23 protein-coding genes and 1 pseudogene are annotated in these 19,724 nt (G+C 35.9%); 5 read left to right on the forward strand and 19 right to left on the reverse strand.

Annotation, left to right across the window (positions count from 1 at the left end):
- Positions 1 to 596: 596 nt before the first annotated feature.
- Positions 597 to 1,538 carry a sugar ABC transporter substrate-binding protein gene (locus BK575_RS12635; protein WP_078410686.1) on the forward strand — a complete coding sequence of 314 codons (942 nt, stop codon included), beginning with the start codon at positions 597 to 599 and terminating at the stop codon, positions 1,536 to 1,538.
- Positions 1,539 to 1,843: 305 nt separating this feature from the next.
- Here the strand turns inward: BK575_RS12635 and BK575_RS12640 are convergent, their stop codons facing one another.
- From BK575_RS12640 to BK575_RS12660, 5 genes are all read right to left on the reverse strand, one after another.
- Positions 1,844 to 2,404: an MOSC domain-containing protein gene (locus BK575_RS12640; RefSeq protein ID WP_078410687.1), complete on the reverse strand. Its 561-nt coding sequence runs from the start codon at positions 2,402 to 2,404 to the stop codon at positions 1,844 to 1,846.
- Between the two features lie 219 nt (positions 2,405 to 2,623).
- Positions 2,624 to 2,968 carry a replication initiation and membrane attachment family protein gene (locus BK575_RS12645; RefSeq protein ID WP_078410688.1) on the reverse strand — a complete coding sequence of 115 codons (345 nt, stop codon included), beginning with the start codon at positions 2,966 to 2,968 and terminating at the stop codon, positions 2,624 to 2,626.
- Between the two features lie 19 nt (positions 2,969 to 2,987).
- Positions 2,988 to 3,305 carry a hypothetical protein gene (locus BK575_RS12650; RefSeq protein WP_078410689.1) on the reverse strand — a complete coding sequence of 106 codons (318 nt, stop codon included), beginning with the start codon at positions 3,303 to 3,305 and terminating at the stop codon, positions 2,988 to 2,990.
- Between the two features lie 416 nt (positions 3,306 to 3,721).
- Entirely contained in the window at positions 3,722 to 4,321 is a 600-nt protein-coding gene (locus tag BK575_RS12655) for a dienelactone hydrolase family protein (RefSeq protein ID WP_078410690.1), read from the reverse strand.
- 406 nt (positions 4,322 to 4,727) lie between these two features.
- Entirely contained in the window at positions 4,728 to 5,057 is a 330-nt protein-coding gene (locus tag BK575_RS12660; protein WP_078410691.1) for a DoxX family protein, read from the reverse strand.
- A gap of 213 nt (positions 5,058 to 5,270) precedes the next feature.
- Here BK575_RS12660 and BK575_RS12665 point away from each other — a divergent pair, with 213 nt between their 5' ends.
- Complete coding sequence (locus BK575_RS12665) at positions 5,271 to 5,897, forward strand: LysE family translocator (protein ID WP_078410692.1); 627 nt, start codon at positions 5,271 to 5,273, stop codon at positions 5,895 to 5,897.
- Positions 5,898 to 6,082: 185 nt separating this feature from the next.
- Here the strand turns inward: BK575_RS12665 and BK575_RS12670 are convergent, their stop codons facing one another.
- Entirely contained in the window at positions 6,083 to 6,514 is a 432-nt protein-coding gene (locus tag BK575_RS12670) for a VOC family protein (protein WP_078410693.1), read from the reverse strand.
- Positions 6,515 to 6,749: 235 nt separating this feature from the next.
- On the opposite strand from BK575_RS12670, the gene BK575_RS28590 reads away from it, so the two are divergent.
- Positions 6,750 to 7,142 (forward strand): hypothetical protein, encoded by a 393-nt coding sequence (locus tag BK575_RS28590; RefSeq protein ID WP_169907766.1) that lies wholly within the window; start codon positions 6,750 to 6,752, stop codon positions 7,140 to 7,142.
- Here the strand turns inward: BK575_RS28590 and BK575_RS12680 are convergent, their stop codons facing one another.
- The 9 genes and pseudogenes from BK575_RS12680 to BK575_RS12715 form a co-directional block, all read right to left on the reverse strand.
- Complete coding sequence (locus BK575_RS12680) at positions 7,143 to 7,997, reverse strand: alpha/beta hydrolase family protein (protein ID WP_078410694.1); 855 nt, start codon at positions 7,995 to 7,997, stop codon at positions 7,143 to 7,145.
- 282 nt (positions 7,998 to 8,279) lie between these two features.
- A complete protein-coding gene (locus BK575_RS12685; protein ID WP_078410695.1) occupies positions 8,280 to 8,486 on the reverse strand; it encodes a zinc ribbon domain-containing protein in 207 nt (68 codons plus the stop codon).
- Between the two features lie 341 nt (positions 8,487 to 8,827).
- Complete coding sequence (locus BK575_RS12690; protein WP_078410696.1) at positions 8,828 to 9,619, reverse strand: PhzF family phenazine biosynthesis protein; 792 nt, start codon at positions 9,617 to 9,619, stop codon at positions 8,828 to 8,830.
- Between the two features lie 202 nt (positions 9,620 to 9,821).
- Positions 9,822 to 10,058 (reverse strand): hypothetical protein, encoded by a 237-nt coding sequence (locus tag BK575_RS12695; RefSeq protein ID WP_078410697.1) that lies wholly within the window; start codon positions 10,056 to 10,058, stop codon positions 9,822 to 9,824.
- A gap of 32 nt (positions 10,059 to 10,090) precedes the next feature.
- Complete coding sequence (locus BK575_RS28595; protein ID WP_169907768.1) at positions 10,091 to 10,267, reverse strand: hypothetical protein; 177 nt, start codon at positions 10,265 to 10,267, stop codon at positions 10,091 to 10,093.
- 274 nt (positions 10,268 to 10,541) lie between these two features.
- Positions 10,542 to 11,063 (reverse strand): annotated as a pseudogene (locus BK575_RS12700) (CbrC family protein).
- Between the two features lie 320 nt (positions 11,064 to 11,383).
- A complete protein-coding gene (locus BK575_RS12705; protein ID WP_078410698.1) occupies positions 11,384 to 11,836 on the reverse strand; it encodes a GNAT family N-acetyltransferase in 453 nt (150 codons plus the stop codon).
- Between the two features lie 338 nt (positions 11,837 to 12,174).
- On the reverse strand, positions 12,175 to 13,392 hold the full coding sequence (locus tag BK575_RS12710) for a translocation protein TolB (RefSeq protein ID WP_078410699.1): 1,218 nt from the start codon (positions 13,390 to 13,392) through the stop codon (positions 12,175 to 12,177).
- A 245-nt stretch (positions 13,393 to 13,637) separates the two neighbouring features.
- Positions 13,638 to 14,621, reverse strand: a complete 984-nt coding sequence (locus BK575_RS12715) for an MraY family glycosyltransferase (protein WP_078410700.1) — start codon at positions 14,619 to 14,621, stop codon at positions 13,638 to 13,640.
- A 1,002-nt stretch (positions 14,622 to 15,623) separates the two neighbouring features.
- On the opposite strand from BK575_RS12715, the gene BK575_RS28875 reads away from it, so the two are divergent.
- Positions 15,624 to 15,923: a glycine zipper 2TM domain-containing protein gene (locus BK575_RS28875; RefSeq protein WP_078410702.1), complete on the forward strand. Its 300-nt coding sequence runs from the start codon at positions 15,624 to 15,626 to the stop codon at positions 15,921 to 15,923.
- Between the two features lie 146 nt (positions 15,924 to 16,069).
- Here the strand turns inward: BK575_RS28875 and BK575_RS12730 are convergent, their stop codons facing one another.
- From BK575_RS12730 to BK575_RS29490, 3 genes are all read right to left on the reverse strand, one after another.
- A complete protein-coding gene (locus BK575_RS12730) occupies positions 16,070 to 16,507 on the reverse strand; it encodes a VOC family protein (protein WP_078410703.1) in 438 nt (145 codons plus the stop codon).
- 380 nt (positions 16,508 to 16,887) lie between these two features.
- Positions 16,888 to 17,145, reverse strand: a complete 258-nt coding sequence (locus BK575_RS12735) for a hypothetical protein (RefSeq protein WP_078410704.1) — start codon at positions 17,143 to 17,145, stop codon at positions 16,888 to 16,890.
- A gap of 307 nt (positions 17,146 to 17,452) precedes the next feature.
- On the reverse strand, positions 17,453 to 17,608 hold the full coding sequence (locus BK575_RS29490; protein WP_328589503.1) for a DUF2199 domain-containing protein: 156 nt from the start codon (positions 17,606 to 17,608) through the stop codon (positions 17,453 to 17,455).
- 83 nt (positions 17,609 to 17,691) lie between these two features.
- Here BK575_RS29490 and BK575_RS12740 point away from each other — a divergent pair.
- Positions 17,692 to 18,812 (forward strand): IS3 family transposase gene (locus BK575_RS12740; RefSeq protein WP_139368028.1). Its coding sequence is split into 2 segments (ribosomal slippage): positions 17,692 to 17,941 and positions 17,941 to 18,812, totalling 1,122 coding nucleotides; the frame shifts between segments, so codons are not numbered across the junction.
- Positions 18,813 to 19,245: 433 nt separating this feature from the next.
- Here the strand turns inward: BK575_RS12740 and BK575_RS12750 are convergent.
- On the reverse strand, positions 19,246 to 19,680 hold the full coding sequence (locus tag BK575_RS12750; protein WP_078410706.1) for a hypothetical protein: 435 nt from the start codon (positions 19,678 to 19,680) through the stop codon (positions 19,246 to 19,248).
- Positions 19,681 to 19,724 lie beyond the last annotated feature (44 nt).

Below are 19,724 nucleotides of genomic sequence, written 5' to 3' on the forward strand. Positions count from 1 at the left end.
GGATCGTCTTATAATATACATACAAAAAAGAGATTGCCGCAGCCCCCCTATTCTTAAACTCAAGCTTCCATTCATTGAACAAGGAATATACTTATGTAATGTTTAATAATTATCAGTGAATGAGGTGTGAATAAATGGATAAAGAAAGAGAAGAGTCAAAAATTAAAACAGACTTAAGAGTAGGACGCTCGCTTGGTGACCACGAACACATAGAGCCGTCAAAGAAAGGAATACTAAAAGCTTTAATACCCATTATACTAGTTGGGGTCATAGTGTTAATGTCATTTTTAAAAAATTGAGAACCTATCAGTTATTAATTATTCTAGTTACATATTTAAATAATCAGAAAATTATATATTGTCAGATTATTATATTTAATATATAATAAATGTAACCAGAGTGATGAACCATTCAGTGCAATCTTCAAAGCGATTTAGTTGTTTATCCTACATACATAAAAGAACCGTACGTTTGGAGATGCGTACGGTTCTTTTATGTAACCTTTTGTAGTTTTTAGTTATATTTTGTAGTCCTTACTGTAAAGTAAAATCATATTAAATTTAATTCATCTATTACACATGAGAAGAGGATGAATAATGAAAAACAAATGGATAATTCCATTGATCTTTGTGAGTTTTATTATTATCTCAATAAGCTTTCTTAAGGGAAATGAAAAGCCTAAAGTTGTTGCTGTTTTACAAGAATTAAACACTGATCATTCGAAAATCGTTAAGGCGGGAATAGAAAAAGGATTTGCTGATTTTGATATAGACGGGAAAGTAATGGCACCTAATTTACATGGCCCAACTTCAAAACAAGTTACGATGCTGAAAGATGTTCTCAAGAAAAAACCAGATGTACTAATTGTCACTCCAACTCAATCATCAGCTGTTATTACCGCTTTGAAGGAATATCAAAAAAGAAATATCCCCGTGTTAATATTGAATCAAGACACTCGCTGGACAGACCAAACGACTTCTATCGGGACGGATCATTTGAAATTAGGAAAAATAGCAGGAGAGGTATTATCTTCCACTCTGCAGCCAGGGGATCAAGTGGTCTTTATTTTCGATTCACAAGACCATTCATTTCAGAATGATTGGATTAAAGGAGCGAAAGAGAATCTCGATAATATTGGAGCAAGGATTATTACTAAAGATCAAGCGGATGAAAAATCCGGCAATGAAAAATTAGTAATAAGCAACATTTTGCAGACTTCTCCCAACATTAAAGGGATGTTTGTCACAAATGACAACATAGCTTTAAATGCACTAAAAGTAATAGAAGAAAAAGAATTAAAGATTCCTGTTATCGGGACGTACGAAAACTGGGAAATGCTGAAGGCTGTTGAAGACGAGAAGTTGAGTGTTGCCCTATCCCAGAATCCTTTTGATACGGGATACTTAAGTGTAGAACAAGCATTAAAAACCATTAAGGGAGAACACGTAGAAAAAAGGATTGATAGTGGAGTTGACATCATTACAAAAGATAACGTAAAAGCGAACATCGACTTTTATGCAAAAATAGTATTTAAATGAAGTTTCTGCTGCCAAAAATTGAAGATAAGTGAAGGGCTTTGGATCTACGGTTCTGGCGCGAAAATAAAAGAGAATAAATCGCAAATATTGCTGGCGAAATTGTATTTTATGTTGCAAGTCCATGATTAAAAGGCCGATTTTTAAGCAACTAAAATTTTTGCACCAGAGCCGGTTAACCCCTTTAAAGGATTTTCTAAAAAAGAATAAGAGCATTTGCTAACGATTGAATAAAAACTCTCAAGCAGATTTTAACTTGTTCGAGTTTATTATTAGGGGCTTAAGTGTAACAGGCAGCGCTGTACACATTAAATATTAGGGCCGTACACCCTTTTGTTGATATCCGGATTTTCCCCTTTCTCCACTCTTGTATGTAATGTTTTCTTCCAATTTTCTGCTAAGAGTTTACAAGAAGCCAATTCTGCAGCAGCCTTTAGATCTTTCTTCATTATATGCATAATTTCATTACATCTTGCAATGGTCCATTGTGGATAGGGGCGCTCCGATAATGTTAATGCTTCCCCCATTTTATAAATATCCCCTATGCAAACGTCTTCTTCTAATTGACCGCTTAACGCAAAATTTTCCCCCATCGCTCCAATGGTAAGGTCAGCCAACTTGAGTTCTGTTAGCCATTTTGAATAGTGTTCAATCGGATAAACAAACACCGCGTTTTCTAGACCACCATGATGTTGTAAATCTGCTTGTCCATCCCCTGTTAAATTTGTTTTACTGAGCCAAACAGGACCTTTTACCGGTTCTTTAAAAATTCCGCTCGTCCATTCTCTGTCCATGGGATTATTAGCGTTTTTCTCCCCCATTGTTTTCGATTTTCCAATTAAGATTTTCTCAACAATGCCTTTGCTCATTCTTTGTCCCTCCAGCAACTTTTTATAATAGTGTCTACCATTCATTTTACAAACCTTCGTTTTACCATCCTGCTTATCTATAGTTATTTCCGCTGTTACGTCGGGTAAAAGGACAATCCCCTCTAAGAACCATATGTGACAACTTTTCCGTCATAAAGCTCAATCCTTCTTTCATTATCGGAGTGAGCCAATCTATTTTTTCTCAAGGTAAAATTGGTTTTACCCTTCTTGGCTTATTTGGGTATGGCGTGAATAATACAGTTTAAAAAAGGTAATCGCTGTCTGGGCATTTTTTATGTTAAGTTTTCTGCATAAAGCAGCAAGTGTCAATAGCTTATAAGCCACAGGCTTTTGATCGTTCGTAGCAAGAGTATAATAAATGAGAGTGTTGACAACGGGTTGTGGCAGTTTCATTTCGCTCAATTTACGGAGAAGACTTGAATGAGAACGAAGAGATGGGGTGTATTCCTGAGCTTCTTTCAAAATTTCTTCTGTTGTACATGATTCTAAATATTGTACTAATTTCCTCTCCTTTTCTTCAAGAATGTTAGGATTATCACGCATTTCCTTTTCTCCTTTCTTATCAACTGTTCTCAATCGATACCGTCAATTCTGAATAGAGTCTACTAAAAATATTAGCGGGTTCTTCAGCATTTGTCTCCCCACCTGTCGGTTCTTCCGTGTTCATATCATTATTGGCAGGCTCTTCTGGATTTACTTCTTCACTAACAGGTTCTTCTGGATCCACTTCTCCATCGGCAGGTGTAGCAGGTTCTTCTGGATTCATTTCTCCATTAGTTGGCTCTTCTTCAGGAGTCATATCTTGAACATCATTACAGGCCGCAGCAATCATCAGGGCAAATACAGGAATGGATAATTTCCAAAGGTTTTTAAATATCACTTCTATTCCTCCTCATTATTTTTTAGTTGTATTTAATGAAAGTAGCTTTTCAACTCCCTTCCTTCAAAGATAGAGTCATTATAAACAAGCTATTGTTAAAAAATGTCGATTAAACCAATATTTACCTAACTTTAAATGAACTGTTAACTTCTCTTAATAAAAGAAAAATTTTTTTTATTTTCTTCCCCACGTGTTTGTTGGAGAATCAAGAACGTAAAAAAACCTCTCCTGATACAAAAGAGGTTTACATAGGTACGGATTCTAAGAAATAGAAAATTACTTGGTAAAAATTTATTATTCAGTTTTGTTCTATGTTCTTTTAGTCTTCCATTGGGTCTCTCATTAACCCCATTTACCACAAAAAGGATAATAATGCCATTGTATTACTTTGATAACATAAAACATGTTAGAAGAAATTATAATTTAAATTGATTTTGTACAAATTCATCCATACATTGTAATGCTTTAACGGCAGATACTTCGTGATAATTTTTGGAAAAAGAATCTATAAATCCATGCACTCCAGGAAAACTCTTAATTTTCAAATCTCTATATTCCTTTTTCTTTAATGTTTCAACTAGATTATGTACATCAAATGCTTGTTCTTCAGTTGGGAAAATTAGAAGTGTCGGACATGAAGGCTGAATATCTGCATGATTTCGAATTCGCGATCCATAACAACCTATTACAAAGTCACCCATTTTATTTTCACTGCATAACCACGCAATTGTCGCTCCAACACTAAATCCGACTACTCCAACTCTCTGATATTCTTGCTTCAGCTCAGTTATGGCCTGATTAACTTGTTGTACCCCATACTCAAAACCGATATTTTGAACGAAATTTTCATAAGCAAGTGCTTCTTCAGTATACGTATAAGGGTTTTCTTTATGTAATAAATTCGGACATATTACGTGTATCCCCAGCTTAGATAACCTTTTTTGCATATATTTCATATGTTTATTAACCCCATATATTTCATGAACTAACACAATAGCCACATCTTGCTTCTCCATCCAGCTTCCCTCCTATTAAATTAATTTGTATTTATTTTATCCGCCTATCCCCATAAAAAAAGGCTAATTTTCTTATTCATATGCAGTTTACATAAAGAAAACTTCCATCAGTGGAGGTTTTCTTCCTTCCTCCACTGATGGTTAGATGACTTATTGGGCTTTTACGGGCAGTTATCCCCCACTTATCCTTCCGCGATGACTAAAGAACAAAGACTAAAAGCACGACGTCAATCTCTACGTCTTCGCTAGCACATCCTGTGCGTCGGAAGTGGGGGTCTGTACTGCCTGTTAATTAATACGGAACGAACGTTCTATCTGTACTCAAAAACACCTTAGATTCTGCTAAATTCAAGATTCGCCGAATGCAATATAATTGTCGGTAGGTTTAGCAAAACACCCTCAAGTGCTAGATCATCACGATTATAGACAAAATCAGACAGATTATTGCAGGAATAATCATTACAATAGGTTGTTGAGCCCGAAAAATATGAGCATGTATAGCCCCCATCATGAGAATTATAAATAATACCCCTGATCCCAAAACCAAGTATTGATTCCAGATACCACCGATCATTCCTATTGCTCCAATGACTTCAATCAATCCAATTACAGACATGAACCACAATGGATATTGGTAGTGCCGCCAATGTTCAACCTGAAACGGTATACGGAAAAGTTTTATGAGTCCTCCTACTAAAATAAAAACTGCTAAAATCACTTGCATAATAGTTATCATCTAAGCCTGCTCCTTTGAAAAAATTTGTTTAGAAGCACTTTCATCCATAATTTACTAGATATATATTCCATATTATATTCTATCAAAAAAGATTTTTTAATCTATAAACAGCGGAGTATTTCCGTTTGTCCCTTTAAGGTTAGTTTACCTATGTACGATTTTGTTGATAAAATAAGCATATTATTCAAAAATAAGTGATTGGAGGAAAATTAAATGTTCACTCTTTCTACCCTAAGTGCGTTCGTAGTCATCGTAATTAGCCTATTTCTGATACCAGGTCCAGCCGTTTTTCTTACCGCTACTCGTACAATCCAAAACGGGCGCAAAGCTGGCATTGTGGCTGGTCTTGGAATCGCGACTGGCGATATGATCCATACGTTATTTGCAGCAGCAGGACTTTCTGCTATTTTGATGACGTCTGCGCTTGCTTTTAATTTTGTGAAGTTTGCAGGAGCAGCGTATTTGATATATTTAGGAGTTCGGGCAATTTTAGAAAAGCCTGCAGATCCTCAATTGCCAAAGACTTCTCCAGTGAAGACTTCAAGTACTTATAGTCAAGCGATTTTAGTTGAAGTTCTAAACCCGAAAACAGCTCTTTTCTTTCTGGCATTTTTGCCGCAGTTCGTTCACCCGGAGCAAGGGCAATCCTTTTTTCAATTTTTGATCCTAGGGTTGATCTTTGTGCTGTTAAGTGCCATCTACACAACGTTTATTGCGATGAGTGTACAACTGCTCGGACGATTGGTTAAGCGAATATCCTGGATTGGCCGTTGGAGCGGTAAAATCGTAGGGGCAATCTATATTAGTCTTGGATTAAAAGTCGCGATTCAGAGTCGGTAATACAAGAAGATATGACAACACTCCTACCTACAATCAAGATGACTGGTACTCACCAATAAAACTAGCACTTACTGACCTGACTGTAGAGCAAGCAACATGGAAGCTTGATGATCTAGTTATTTATTTAACCAATACAAAAAAGCACCAATTTACTTTGAGTAATATGGTGCTTTTTAAAAAGAAAATCAACTATTATCAGCAACGAGTGTTGAAATTTGCCACTCTACTCCGAATTTGTCCGTTACTTGTCCATATGATGGGCTCCAGAAAGTTTCTTGAAGTGGCATTACTATTTGACCACCTTCTTGTAGTTTTTCGAATACCTCTTTTGATTTTTCTACATCGTTTAGCCTGATGGCTATGGTCACTTGTGATCCGATTTGGTGTGGTTGACCTGGGAATGTATCAGAAATCATAAGATCAGTATTACCAACTTTTAAATGTGCATGTAAAACACGGTCTTTTGCATCAACAGGAATAGAGAACTCGGGATTTTCAGGCATTTCTCCAAAAGTTTGAATGATTTCAACTTTTGCATCCAATGCATTTTCATAAAATTTAACTGCTTCTTGTCCATTACCATTCAAAACTAAATAAGGGTTAATACCTAAAATCATTAAATACACCTCTTTTTTAATATTTTGTTTAATAGTAGTTAAATAATCATATTTCAACGAACCGAGGAACAAACATCCCTAAATATATTACCATATATTACCTGTTTGTGGAACCACTTTATATTGAAGTAGTGCCACCGTTAGAGTTTAATAAGAGACCTCTTCTCTTTCGGATTTATTCATTTTAAAATCTATATCTAATAAAACTTGAGTGAAAGGAAAGAAGAGCCATAACATGATGGTAACGGTTTGGATGACCAATGGCTTCCAATCTTTATTTTTAAACAGAATGATTACAGTTCGTACTGTGATAACAAAGAAAAAACCAAATACCAATAACCATAGCAAAGGTATAAGAAATGGTGTCAATATTTCAACAATTTCCCATTCGAAAAGTTTATATAAAACAACTAAAATGCTACTTACTAAAGCTAAAAAGAGTAATCGATTATGTTACACCCTTTTCCCTCTTTCCGAATTAAGTTCATTTCTGAGCTTAATTGTACAAATAAAAACTACGGCATGCTCCGTTAGTGCAATAAAAAAGCTTTACTCCTTATTTAAAAATAAAGCGCCCGATTCTGGCATTACTCAGATCATTGAAACGGCTTCAAAAGCCTCTAAATGATTAATTATCGTTAAATCCTAATCGCTTGATAATCCATTGCGTACGCTCTTGATAGGCAGCATCGCAATTCGTAAAAAGATGGTCAGTTTTATACCAAGAAATTTCCTTTGGTGAACTTGCAAAAGAATAGAATGTATCTGCTTGGTGTTTTGGTACAAATTCGTCATCATGAACAAATTGAAATAACAGTGATGCAGGTGTAGCTTTATTTATATAATGAATCGCATCCAATGGTTCCAATTCAGAAATAAATTTATTAAACTTCTCTCTTGATAGTTTGGCACGAATTAATACCGCTAATGGATGCTCACTAGTTTTATGCCACTCAGACACACTAGAGAATCCAGCCATTAAAACGTATGATTTAATACGTTCTTCGATTCCAGCAAGAACTCCTCCCCAAGTAGCACCTAAACTATGTCCAATATAGGCAAGACGATTTAAATCAATATTTTCGAAACTACAAAGAAGGTCAACTCCCCTTTGGATATCGACCACTGTCTGAGTATATTGTTTAATATTAGTGATTGTTTCTATCATAAGATTTAATTTCTGCTCCTCAGATAAACCTTTTGGAGAACGACTTCGCATGGCAGGTGCAGTGATTAAAAGAGAAACTATACCTTTTAAAGCTAAAGCTTCAGCTTCAGATAAAAACGTTGTTCGATTGCCTTGACCTGGATGCATAAAAACAACTGCTGGGAAAGGTCCGCCTGTATCTGGCACGACTAGATATGCAGGTACTTTCCCGCCATACGGACTTAAATAAGACACATCTCTAACCGTATAACCATCCTTTTCAATACACGAAGATTCCTCGAAATCTAAAGACAAAGAACGTTCATAATCAAGCAACTAATATCACTCTCCTTGGACCGTTTAAAAGTTTAAGTATATTTATCTATATTACCACAATTTACCTTTTTTGTTTTATAAAATATTAATATACTTATTTAACTTTACTTCCCCGTTCAATATGCCTTATTCGATTAAATGGACCAAATCAAAAAGGACACCTTCTTATTAAATTAGCTGGTTGAAGAGGAACGCAGTTTTCATCTTCAGTTAAAAAATGAATAAGAAAAAGGCACTACCGCTCTTTCAGTAATGCCCCAGTTGTAATTTACACTTATATTTTTATGAACCAAAGAATAAATCCAGTATATTTGATGCCGTAGAAGATTGCTTATTATAGAACTCGGAATAACCACAGGTCTTACAATAAACAACAATAAACGTATTATGTTGAATGTCAAACATTTTAGATAATCCTGTTCCCGTCATTGCAACTTCCTTTTTCCCTGCATCTTTGCTTCCACATTTTATACAACCTTTTTCAGACATATTTGTTCCCCTCTCCAACAGCCGATGTATTTATACTTTAATACGGAGGGGGCTCGAAAAGGTTTCAGTTGATAATTTTACACCATAGTCTTTCTTGAACTAACTTTAGTAAGAAAAAGCGATCCTTCTGATTGAAGAATCGCTATCCGTTGAAGACGAAAAGGCATTGCTTGTTATTCTAGGTAAACCAATAGCCAGAATAACAACCGCAATGAGAATGCCCCAAAAATGCTTTTTTATATTGGATTTTTCTCCCTTTTTGTTCTTAATTATATGACATCTATTGCATTTGAGTCAGGAACATTTCGCACGAACTAACGCGCTCGATTGCGGAAGATCAACTAATTATATAGATATCCTTTCAGTAAAGTTACACAGCCTCCAATTAACTCAACTTTATCTCCTTTTATCTTTAGTTTTATTTCACCACCGCGCTCTGAATCTTGATATGCTGTAAATTCTTTTTTATTTAAGCGATTAGTCCAATATGAAGCTAATGCGCAGTGTGCAGAACCAGTTACGTAATCTTCATTAATTCCTATTTTTGGAGCAAAATACCTTGATACAAAGTCATACTTATCTGATCCACGACTAGTAATAATTATACCAGGACCCTCTAGTTCTCTAATTGCTTCCAAATTAGGTGTTATGTTATGAACCATATCTTGATTTTCCAGTTCTAAAATGTACCGATCTTCTGCCCAAGCAGCACCTTTTATAGGGAAATCAGTAACACGCTTTAATGTCTCAGTCACTTCTGTTTGAGTTGATTCTTTTATATTAAATCTCAGAATTATTTGCTGTTCTGATAGCTCAGTTCGAAGGAGGCCTGATTGAGTATAAAAATTAATTGTTGACTCTGATGAAGAAAAACCCTCACTCCATAGAATATGGGCAGCTCCTAATGTACCATGCCCACATAAATTAATCTCTTGAGTGGGTGTAAACCATCTAAGCTGATAGTTATTTCCATCTTTTATTGAAATAAAAGTTGTGATAGGTTGATTGAATTCTTTTGCTAAGGATTTCATCCAATCTTCTGATCTGTTCTCTCTCAAGAAAACTATTGCTGCAGGATTTCCCTTAAATTTTTCTTTAGTAAAAGCATTGATAAAATAAAATTCGCTATTCATATGCGCCCCACCCCTAAATTAAATCAGCAACCTTTATTCTCTCTAACATAAAAAACAATCCTTTACTTGTAAAACGCCCTTTAGCTAAATAAAAAGTTAATCTACATTTTTCCTTCTAGAGAACGCTAAATCTGTATTTTATCATTTTAGGCGAGAAGACTCCCACTTCAAATTTTCGTTAGAAAATTAAGTGGTGGGTAGTTCAATGTTTAACGCTTCGTTCATCATATGGTATTTCCTGCTTAGTATCTAAAGGTATTTTCGCACCTTGAGTAATATCTAGTCCTTCATTTCTTCCTTCATCAAGATTAGTTGAAGGTGTATAACCGGGAGAATTTGGCAAGTCTTTTTTATCACTATTTACAATTTTTTTTATAAAGAAAAAAACAGCAAGAAAAACAATGATTACTAAACCTATATTTGCAATAGTTTCCCACATCTGCAATTCTCCTTTCTAAATTAAAAGAAGCCTCACTTCAATTGTCCATTTGTGTATTTATTATCCCCTATCATATAGTTTGAACTGTCCCCTGGCTTAACGTTTGGATCGGTTGGTTTATGAGGGTTATTATTGATTTTCTTATTCCTTAAGTCTATCAATAAAGCAAATGTTACAACCCCAAGAATAAAAACAATAAACCACATCAACAAGGTCACCTCCTCAACTTACATTATATTACATAATTGGAATTGTTTTTACTCCATAAACTAATCTGCTCCGCTAGCGCAATAAAAAATGGAATTGCAGTGCAATCCCATTCTTCAACAAATATCGCCGTTCGTATATAGCTTATTCAGCTCTTTTAACTTTCTTTATAGCTACTTGTATGTATCCCATTAATAAACCAGATGTTTTACAAATCATAGCCCATAAATGAAAAGTCTTGTATGAGAAGCTGATACAAGTTTTAAATTATAAAATTTAAGTGAAATCAATGCACAAACGATGTTTCCCGCATTTTAGACATTTAAAAAGATAGCTTTGAACACTTCCATTGTCTAATATGCCCTTGAATTCTTCTAAAGAAAATTCATAATCCCTTATAATTTGGGATATGTCTCCTTGTAATTCCTGCTCCAAATGTTCAATTTCTTCTCATCCTACATAATCTACAAAAGCACAAAAATCTCCACAATGGCTTAACCAGCGTTCTTGTTGCCAACCCATATATCCTGGGGTTCTATAAATCAGCTCTTTTAGACATTCTTCATTTTCTACTTTTTCACAAGCATCTTCGTCTTGGAATTACCCATCGAATTTTGCAGCTGCCGATCCATCAGCTATACACCAAGGACATATACCTTCTACTTCCTCTTCAGAATAGAATGATCCCCGATATACATAATTCCTTTTCTTTTCACAAACAGGACAATGTGTTTCATCTTCTTCAATAATTCCCAGTTCTAATGCATTGGGATTGTATTTAAACACTGGTAAGTCCATAGCCCTTCAATCCACCTTTTACATATACTTGCTAATATTTTTATTATGTCAAAATCTCCACAGGTACTCAATTTTCCCTTTAAAAATTCCTTGTTCCTTAGTACCGTAAGATATTACACAAAAAACTCCTCTTTTTACCGATCAAGAGGAATTAATATAAGTCAGGATTATCAGTAATTGAAGATTAGTCTCCTGCAAATATGCACTTGAAACACTCTATTATCGCTTAAAGTAACAATTAAATGATCCAGTTCTTGTTTGTAAGGACCATTCAGAACAAATTTCATATTTTCTAAATCAGAAACTAATCCTTTTTAAACCTACAAATCTTGAGATAATCGAATCATATCCCTGCACTGTATACCGTTTTCGAAAATCTCTTCTGGATAGTGCCTAATGAAAAAATCTATATCAACACCAGTAATTCTAAAGCCACATTTTTGGTAAAGGGCTAATTGTCCAATGCTTGAATTTCCAGTTCCTACTTCTATGGTTCTATATCTTCTTAACTTAGCTACTTCAATTGCATTCATTATTAGTTGTTTCCCAAAACCTTTGCCGTTCTGGGCTTCTATAACTGCAATATTCACCAATTCCACTGTTTCAGGCCTTGTCGGCAGTAGTACATAAACCCCAATGATTTGACCATCATTTTCAGCTACAAAACATTCTCCCCTTTGCACATATTCCTCAACGAGGATCCTAGAAGGGTCAGCTAACAACAACAAATCGATTGGAGGCTCTTCACCTATGTTTAGTTTACGAATAACCATATTACTCTCCCTTACATAACTTTATTTTACCATTTCTTGTTCAACTAATGCTGCCCGGATAGCTGAATAAGATTCGCTACTATCACCGTTCTCCTGAAATATGAAAACTTCCCCTTTCTGTAGAAAGACTAACTTCTTCCTTGCCTTTTTTATTATTTTAGGCGAGAAGACTCCCACTTCCATTTTGTGCAGGACGCAGCCCAAAAATAAGTGGGAGATGAATCGCCTTTTTGCGCAGAGAAACACTGCTCTTATGGTATAATATTCCTGTACAGGTTGTTCTTTGAAAATTGAAGATATAAGGTTGTGACAGGAAAAACGTCTGTCATGTAAAATCTTCAATTTAGAGTAAAAAAGATTGGAGCGTCATCAACATTCTTAAGCCATATCTGCTCTTTACCATTTAATCCTTCCTTTATCCAGACATCCCCTTTATATTCCTTATCCTTCTTTCGATACCAAGTAAGATAAGTTCCGACTACTTGAGGATTTTCATCAAGTTCATTCTTTTTGGGGAATGAGATTTGTTTTTGTTCCTCTGTCTTTATATTGATAGCATAAAGTGCTGTAAACATCGTTGGAACAGGGCCTTCCTTCCACTCCTTGTTTTCTTTCGCACGAGCCACAATCACTTTGTCTGGCGAGAACCATTCCAAATCAAGGTCTACAAAACCTTCAGGTGTATATTCCTTTTGTTGCTTAACGATTGGAATGTCGGCAATCGTGGTTTTCTTGTTTTCAACGAAAAATCTTCCTTCTCCCGAAATATAGGCTAGTTGATTAGCTGAAGGAGCCCACTTCATCCAATCTTTATACCACAGCATTTTTCCTACCGCTTGGAATTGTTCTCCTTGTGATGATAAGACACATAATGTGTTACTATCGTTTGACCAGGAAGCTGTAGGAGCGGCTAGAAAACTAACCCATTTTCCATCAGCGCTCCACTTAAAATCATCAGCAGAAATTGCAAACAAATCAGGTTCTTTTGTTTGAATAGTATAAAAAAGCTTCATTTTATCCGCAGCAAGATTTGCATCTACAGGAATTTTGTAAAGAGGCACTGGTCCCCATCCAGTAGGAAGTAAGCAAGAATGTGAGGAGACAATAAATTCTTTCCCATTCGGAAACCATTCAAAATCCCCAGCACCGAGAGCGACGTTCTCAAATCCCTGCGGGCGACCATTCTTTGTTTTCGTAACATTCAATATGCCTCGATCATTGTACGCCAATTGATTTTTGATCGGTGACCATTTAAAGTTAGATGTTTCGACCCTGACATAAGGCTGGTAGCTTTCTTTTTCTTTTGTATCGTAAATGAATAAATCCGATTTTTCACCCTTTTCATCACCATCAATATAACCAATAAAACGACCGTCATATGACCATTTCTGAGAATACACATATCGATCCTTTGTGATTTGTATTTCTCGATCACCCTTTTTGATCCATAGCTGATGGTCACGGATAAATGCAGCAGTGAGTGGGGCTTCCGCTCTGACCATCGTTGAGAAATGAAAACTGATTAAGATTAGAAATAATAAAATCCGAAATCTCAAGAACATCCCTCCTGCTTATAGGCTGTCCTGATATTTAATGAAGATTCTCATCCGGACACTCCTTTTAATTTACAACCTTCTTCAGCTATTCTGCCCCGTTTGTTCAATAAAAAAGGAGGTACCACTTATTAAAGTAGTGCCCCCATTAGTGAAACAAGCATGTAAGTCCTGAGATGAATTGTATGTATTTCATATTGACTACTTATTATTCAATAAATAAGATGAAAATTTTATATTTTTACTGGTTAAATAGATAATTTTTGAAAAATTCGAGTGTACAGCAAGATCACCGCCAAGATAAAAACAGTTCCCCACAGTGTAGAGATGGAGAAATTAAAAACTGCTAAGCTGAACAGAATGGTAATTGCATAATTGATCATTAGCGTTTGTTTATACGTAAAACCCATTTGAAGCAAACGATGATGTAAATGTAACGTATCAGGTGTTGATAGTGACTGCTTATTGACATAATGTCTAATAACAGTAAAAAGCGTATCAACGATTGGAATACCTAAAATAATAATTGGAATATCTGCAGTCATTCCCGTATTTTTAAAACCAGTTAGTGTAAGCACAGCAATCATAAAGCCTAATAATAAGACCCCAGTATCACCCATAAATATTTTAGGAGTGGAAAAGTTACAAATCAGAAATCCTAGTGTAGAGGCAAGGAGCAATACCCCTGTGATGGCAACAAAGGAATTTCCCATTGTAAACGTCATAAGTGAAATAGTTGCCAAGACAATAGATGATACACCTGCTGCTAAGCCGTCTAATACATTAATCAGGCTAACTGTATTGGTGATACCAATAATCCATAATAGTGTGAATGGTATACTCAACAAACCAAATTCAATGGAATGACCTGGAGAGCTATCAATAAAGCTAATCTGGATTCCACCCGCTATGACAATTACGAGAGCAGCAGCAACTTGTCCGACTAATTTCCACTTTACAGGTAACTGGAACTGTTCAACTAATACACCTGTGATTACAATAATCGTTGCTCCAACCATAATTGGTACTGTGTAATAAGAAGATGGACTTACAATAAACATACCTGCCATAAAACTTATAAAAATTGCTAATCCGCCAAGACTTGGAATAATCGCTTGGTGAATTTTATAGTCCCTTTTATCAGTAGTCCCAATAACAATCGCAAACTTCCTTACTATAAAAGTAAGAAGAATTGAACTGGCAAAGCAAATTACTAATGCCACATACAACATTTGGTGTCCCCCTATTTTCATAACACTTTCTTTAACTGTTTTAAACCTGATTTACATCCCTCACCCAAAATCAACACCTATATTTTACCATAAAATCCCCGAAAGCTCTTCAACTAATCTACCCCGTTAGTCTAGAACACTTAATAAACATATCAAAAATGAAAAGAGCAGGACATCATTCTCCTGCTCTACACGTACCTATTCCTTCACTGTATCATAAGAAGCTACGATTAAAGGTGAAAATTTATAAAGCTCCTCAGGCTTATCTATATACACCCGACTTGGCCCTTCTTTCTTAGTTGGTTCTTCGACTATGCTGCTTAGCATTAACTGATTACATATGCTAGGATCAATCCTTAAATTAATATGCTGTTTTCTTGAGTTATAGTTGATCCGGATAAACCATTTCGTTACAACACGATTCATAATCCCAAAATAACGACCTGTATCCTTATATTTTACCTCTGAAACATCTCGGTTTTCTTTAGCTAAATATCTCTAATGATTTCAAAGGACCTTAGCTCTTCCTCTGTCGTAATAATGTTAGTTTCTTTTTCTTCGGCATCATCTTGATCCTCCACGCTATCTTCTAATGGGAATAACGTTTAAGGACGGCATTTCCTCATCCAGAACTGCGTCCTCTCCCTTAGAAAGCCCCTCTGAAATAATACTCAGCATAGTTTGATTAATGGTTTTTTTAACGATTGGACGGAAACGATCTAACACGTTATTCGTAATCCTTGTGTTCGTAAAGTCTTTAATCAAAAACTTTAAGAATTCATCAGATGGGTTACGAAATAGTTCCTTCAATGTTTAATTGATGTATCCCTTATTAAACTAACGCCTCCGTTAGTTTAACAAGAAAAAACGGCTGCCGATAAGACAACCATATCTTGAACCAACATATAGTGAGTAAAACTACTTCAGCTGGGTAGTATATGTTTAGGATGGTGTGCTTTCATCATTAGCATATTCCCCATTAATAAACAAGGAAGTGAATAGATGAATCAGAGTAACGAACGCAATAACTTTGGTGGAAATGTAGAAGCAAGTGGCAACAATCAAGTTGGTAGTAATGCTAATCAAGGTGCGAGTGACTTTGGTGAAGCAGCAGCAGCAGGAACTCTTAATGGAGCCGTTACGGGTGCTATGATAGGTGCTCAATTTGGACTAATTGGTACTGTAATAGGCGGTGTTTCAGGCGGTGCTATTGGTAACAAGATTGTAGAGGGGGCTGAAGTCGATGACAAAACAGCTTCCAAAAATCATGATGAGAGCAATAATAACTCTATAAATAAGTAGCAGGCACTTTACAAAAATGTATTTGTGTTAATCTCATCAAAAAAGGACCGTCAAAAAGACAGTCTTTTTTTCACTAAAGCACCCGATAGTTTAAGGAGAAATATTTAAAGTTGGAGATCTAAATCATTTAAAGTCCCATTCAATATTTATCTGATTTTCTCCGCCAACTCTAAAATAATTCCCTCTGGACCACGAACGTAGCATAACTTATAACTTTCTTCATATTGCTGTATCTCACTAAAGATTTCCATGCCCTTCTCTTTCAATTTTGCAACAATAGCTTCAATATCTTCAACAGCAAAGCAAATATGTCGGATACCCAGCGTATTTGCAAAAGGTTGCTGAATATCTTTTTCATCTGAGGGCGTATAAAATTTGACTAGCTCTATCCATGCCTGACCATCTGGCATCCCCAATCCTACACATGCCGTTTTAACATCATTAAGCCCAACTATTCTGTCCAACTGTTCTCCATCCAATTCCCATTCCGCTTGCACTTCAAGTCCTAAATCAAGAAAAAACGCTTTAGCCTCTGAAAGATCATTTACGTTTATACTCACATGATCTATTCTATTGATCTTCATATCTCATACCTCCTATGTTCCTGTTATTTTCAATACCTGTATTCGTGTAAGGTTTGTTTGAAATTCTAATTCGCTTAAAACAGAAAATATCCTTGTTCAACTAACCTGCCCCGTTGAATAAGAAAAAGAGGTAGCGCAGCTACCTCTTTTGTTAAACTCAAGTCCCCGTTAGCTTAATAAGGGTTACCATAGAAATCGTTAGAGAAAGTTATTCCTTTTTTAGCGTTTCTTTTTATACGTTTCCCGAACCAATGATGTTTCAATCGACGCCTTGCCAAATTAACCCACCAATAAGGTTTCAATCCTTGTTCAACTACCCCATTTGTTCAATAAGAAAAGAGGTGCCGCAGCTACCTCCCTTGTCCAACTCAAGCCCCCGTTCAAGAACTACTATGTTTTTTCTTTCTTCCCCACCAACTTGTAAGAAAATAAGCTATTAATATAGAAAGAGAGAAGGCGATGAACATTCTAAAAAATGATATTCCTAAAGCCGAATCACTTGGTCTTCCTAGATCAAGAGTGAAAAGCGACCACCACTCACCTTCTGTGCCTTGGTTGAGCGACAATAGTAACCATAAACCGAACAAGAAAAAAGTCCATAAACTGCCGATTATAAAGTCAGCAATTTTTTCACTCAAACTCCTCAACCCCTCTCCCACATTATGTAAGTAATTTTAATGGTTCATATAAAAAATCACCAATATTTTTTATTTCAAATAAATAAAATGGAAATTTCCTAACAAATCTTCTTGAACCAACCCCCGTTAGTCGAATAAGAAAAGAGAGGCCTCAGCAACTCCCATTCTTTAACTCTTGCCACCCGTTAGTGAAACAAGAAAAGTTATTATTGTTTCTCTTCATCGCATAGCTCTTGTGCAATCTGCTTTATACGCTCTACTATCACACCTTCTCTTTGTTCTATAGCTAAGAGATGATCAGTTGGTTCTAACTAAATTCTTCATTCATCTCTATTCGGCTTTCTTGCTCTTCTGACGGTATGTCGTAACAATAATCAGGAACAGGACTTCCATAACTCATTGGAAGTTCATTGTGATACTTTCCACAACATCTACATAAATAACCTTCTTGATAATTACTCATTATATATGGATAGGCTACACTGAGTTGGACAGAAAAGATAAGGTCAAGTAGAATACAGGAAATACTACAGGGGAGAATCTACTATGACGAAAAAAGCTCGACGAACATTTACAGCTGAATTTAAGGAACAAATCGTGCAGCTCTATCTTAATGGAAAACCAAGAAAGGACATCATCCGGGAGTATGATTTGACACCCTCGTCATTGGACAAGTGGGTGAATCAAAGCCAGACATCTGGATCGTTCAAAGAAAAAGAGAACCTATCCCCTGAGCAACAGGAATTGAACCGACTTCGCAAAGAAATTAAGCAGCTTCAAATGGAGAACGATATTTTAAAGCAAGCCGCGCTGATACTAGGACGAAAGTAAATGTGATCAGGAACAATCAACATAAATACTCGATATCAGCAATGTGCAAAGTCCTACAACTGCCTAGAAGCACCTACTATTATGAATCTAGGGAAAGAGCAGCCGTAGATGACGTGACCTCAGATGTCATTGATATTTTCCAAGCGAGTCGTCAAAATTATGGAACACGCAAAATCAAAGTTGAATTAAAAAAGCGTGGGCGCATCGTTTCTAGACGAAGAATTGGACGCATTATGCAAGAACAGGGCCTTGTTTCTACTTACACCATAGCTCAATTTAAACCACATGCGAAATCCTGTAACGAATCCGAACAGAAGAACGAACTAAACCGCGAGTTCAACCAAGAAGAAGAGATGACAGCGCTCGTAAGTGATTTAACGTACGTAAGAGTCAAACAAAAATGGCATTACGTATGTGTATTTGTCGATCTCTTTAATCGGGAAATCGTGGGTTACAGCGCAGGTCCGAACAAAGATGCGTTACTCGTCTATCGTGCCTTCGCCTCCATCAAGGGTGATCTCCGTAACATTCAGCTTTTCCATACGGATCGTGGGAATGAGTTTAAAAATAAGCTAATGGACGATGCGTTAGAGACGTTTAACATTCAACGATCATTAAGCATGAAGGGCTGCCCCTATGACAACGCTGTGGCTGAAGCAACGTTTAAAATCATCAAAACAGAGTTTGTGAAAGGTCAACATTTTGAGAGTTTAGAAGAATTAACAAGAGAACTACATGACTATGTCCACTGGTTTAATCACATCCGAATTCATGGGACACTTGGTTATGTAAGTCCAATTAATTATAAACTTGAACACCTTAAAAAATCTGTCTAGTTTAGTGTTGACATACCAATAATCCTCCACGAGAGAAACAGTTTTTTTCTCAATATTAGCCCCAAAACACAATAAAGAGTCAATAAATTTTTCTTCTTCTACTAACCTGCCCCGCCAGTTCAACAACTATTTTTTATTACTAATAGTGTCTTCTCATATATTTGGATGTCATTGATGTTAATATTATTAAGATTTATGGTCTGGTCTAATTCTACATCTCTATCTTCTTCCTCATCACCAGCCCAACAAATGTACAATTCACAATAATCGTCTTTTTTTAGATAACTATCTAAAAGTCTACATAGCGCAAAAAAGCTCTCTTGTGCTTCCATATTACTTCTTGGGTGCCGCATTTTATAATCATCGTTAAACTTTATCCCTATATGTCCATCAGTGAGGATTTCGTAAACTTGTGTAGTTGAAAGGTGTTTTTTCAATTTTGTTTTATTTCATCATTTATAAGCCACTCACCAACTAAGACTTTATCATCACTAATAGGCAGAGTAAAGTTGCAACCAAGATAATCTGATAACTGAAATTGTACTTTTCGGTTTTCAGGAAAAGAATCCAATGTAATATCAACCTCTGATTTTGGAGTAACTTCACCAGATGAAATGGCAAAACCGATATGTCCTCCCTTATCCCCTATAAACCCCTTACCTGTTTGAGAACCATATCCCGTTTTTCCACTCAAATTCCCATTAAAATTGGCAGGTAATGCGATAAAATCTGTGTGCTCTTGGTTATCTCCAATTTGATCATGTAATTCTCCATATTCGGAAGAATTATTTTTTACTTTTATCTCTGTATGTTCCGAACAAGCGAACAATAGGATAACGATAAATAACAAACAATATTTAAACAGCATTTATTCTACATAGCCTATGTTATCGGGTTAACCCCCTAATTTTG

Source organism: Priestia abyssalis (assembly GCF_002019595.1).
GTDB classification, from domain to species: domain Bacteria; phylum Bacillota; class Bacilli; order Bacillales; family Bacillaceae_H; genus Bacillus_BA; species Bacillus_BA abyssalis.

Coding starts and splice junctions, on each gene's coding strand:
- BK575_RS12750 (WP_078410706.1), bottom strand. CDS start 19,680: ATGCTGTTTAAATATTGTTTGTTATTTATCGTTATCCTATTGTTCGCT.
- BK575_RS12705 (WP_078410698.1), bottom strand. CDS start 11,836: ATGGTTATTCGTAAACTAAACATAGGTGAAGAGCCTCCAATCGATTTG.
- BK575_RS12655 (WP_078410690.1), bottom strand. CDS start 4,321: ATGGAGAAGCAAGATGTGGCTATTGTGTTAGTTCATGAAATATATGGG.
- BK575_RS12660 (WP_078410691.1), bottom strand. CDS start 5,057: ATGATAACTATTATGCAAGTGATTTTAGCAGTTTTTATTTTAGTAGGA.
- BK575_RS28875 (WP_078410702.1), top strand. CDS start 15,624: ATGAATCAGAGTAACGAACGCAATAACTTTGGTGGAAATGTAGAAGCA.
- BK575_RS29490 (WP_328589503.1), bottom strand. CDS start 17,608: ATGAGTAATTATCAAGAAGGTTATTTATGTAGATGTTGTGGAAAGTAT.
- BK575_RS12685 (WP_078410695.1), bottom strand. CDS start 8,486: ATGTCTGAAAAAGGTTGTATAAAATGTGGAAGCAAAGATGCAGGGAAA.
- BK575_RS12715 (WP_078410700.1), bottom strand. CDS start 14,621: ATGTTGTATGTGGCATTAGTAATTTGCTTTGCCAGTTCAATTCTTCTT.
- BK575_RS12690 (WP_078410696.1), bottom strand. CDS start 9,619: ATGAATAGCGAATTTTATTTTATCAATGCTTTTACTAAAGAAAAATTT.
- BK575_RS12665 (WP_078410692.1), top strand. CDS start 5,271: ATGTTCACTCTTTCTACCCTAAGTGCGTTCGTAGTCATCGTAATTAGC.
- BK575_RS12645 (WP_078410688.1), bottom strand. CDS start 2,968: ATGCGTGATAATCCTAACATTCTTGAAGAAAAGGAGAGGAAATTAGTA.
- BK575_RS12640 (WP_078410687.1), bottom strand. CDS start 2,404: ATGAGCAAAGGCATTGTTGAGAAAATCTTAATTGGAAAATCGAAAACA.
- BK575_RS28590 (WP_169907766.1), top strand. CDS start 6,750: ATGATGGTAACGGTTTGGATGACCAATGGCTTCCAATCTTTATTTTTA.
- BK575_RS12730 (WP_078410703.1), bottom strand. CDS start 16,507: ATGAAGATCAATAGAATAGATCATGTGAGTATAAACGTAAATGATCTT.
- BK575_RS12670 (WP_078410693.1), bottom strand. CDS start 6,514: ATGATTTTAGGTATTAACCCTTATTTAGTTTTGAATGGTAATGGACAA.
- BK575_RS12695 (WP_078410697.1), bottom strand. CDS start 10,058: ATGTGGGAAACTATTGCAAATATAGGTTTAGTAATCATTGTTTTTCTT.
- BK575_RS12635 (WP_078410686.1), top strand. CDS start 597: ATGAAAAACAAATGGATAATTCCATTGATCTTTGTGAGTTTTATTATT.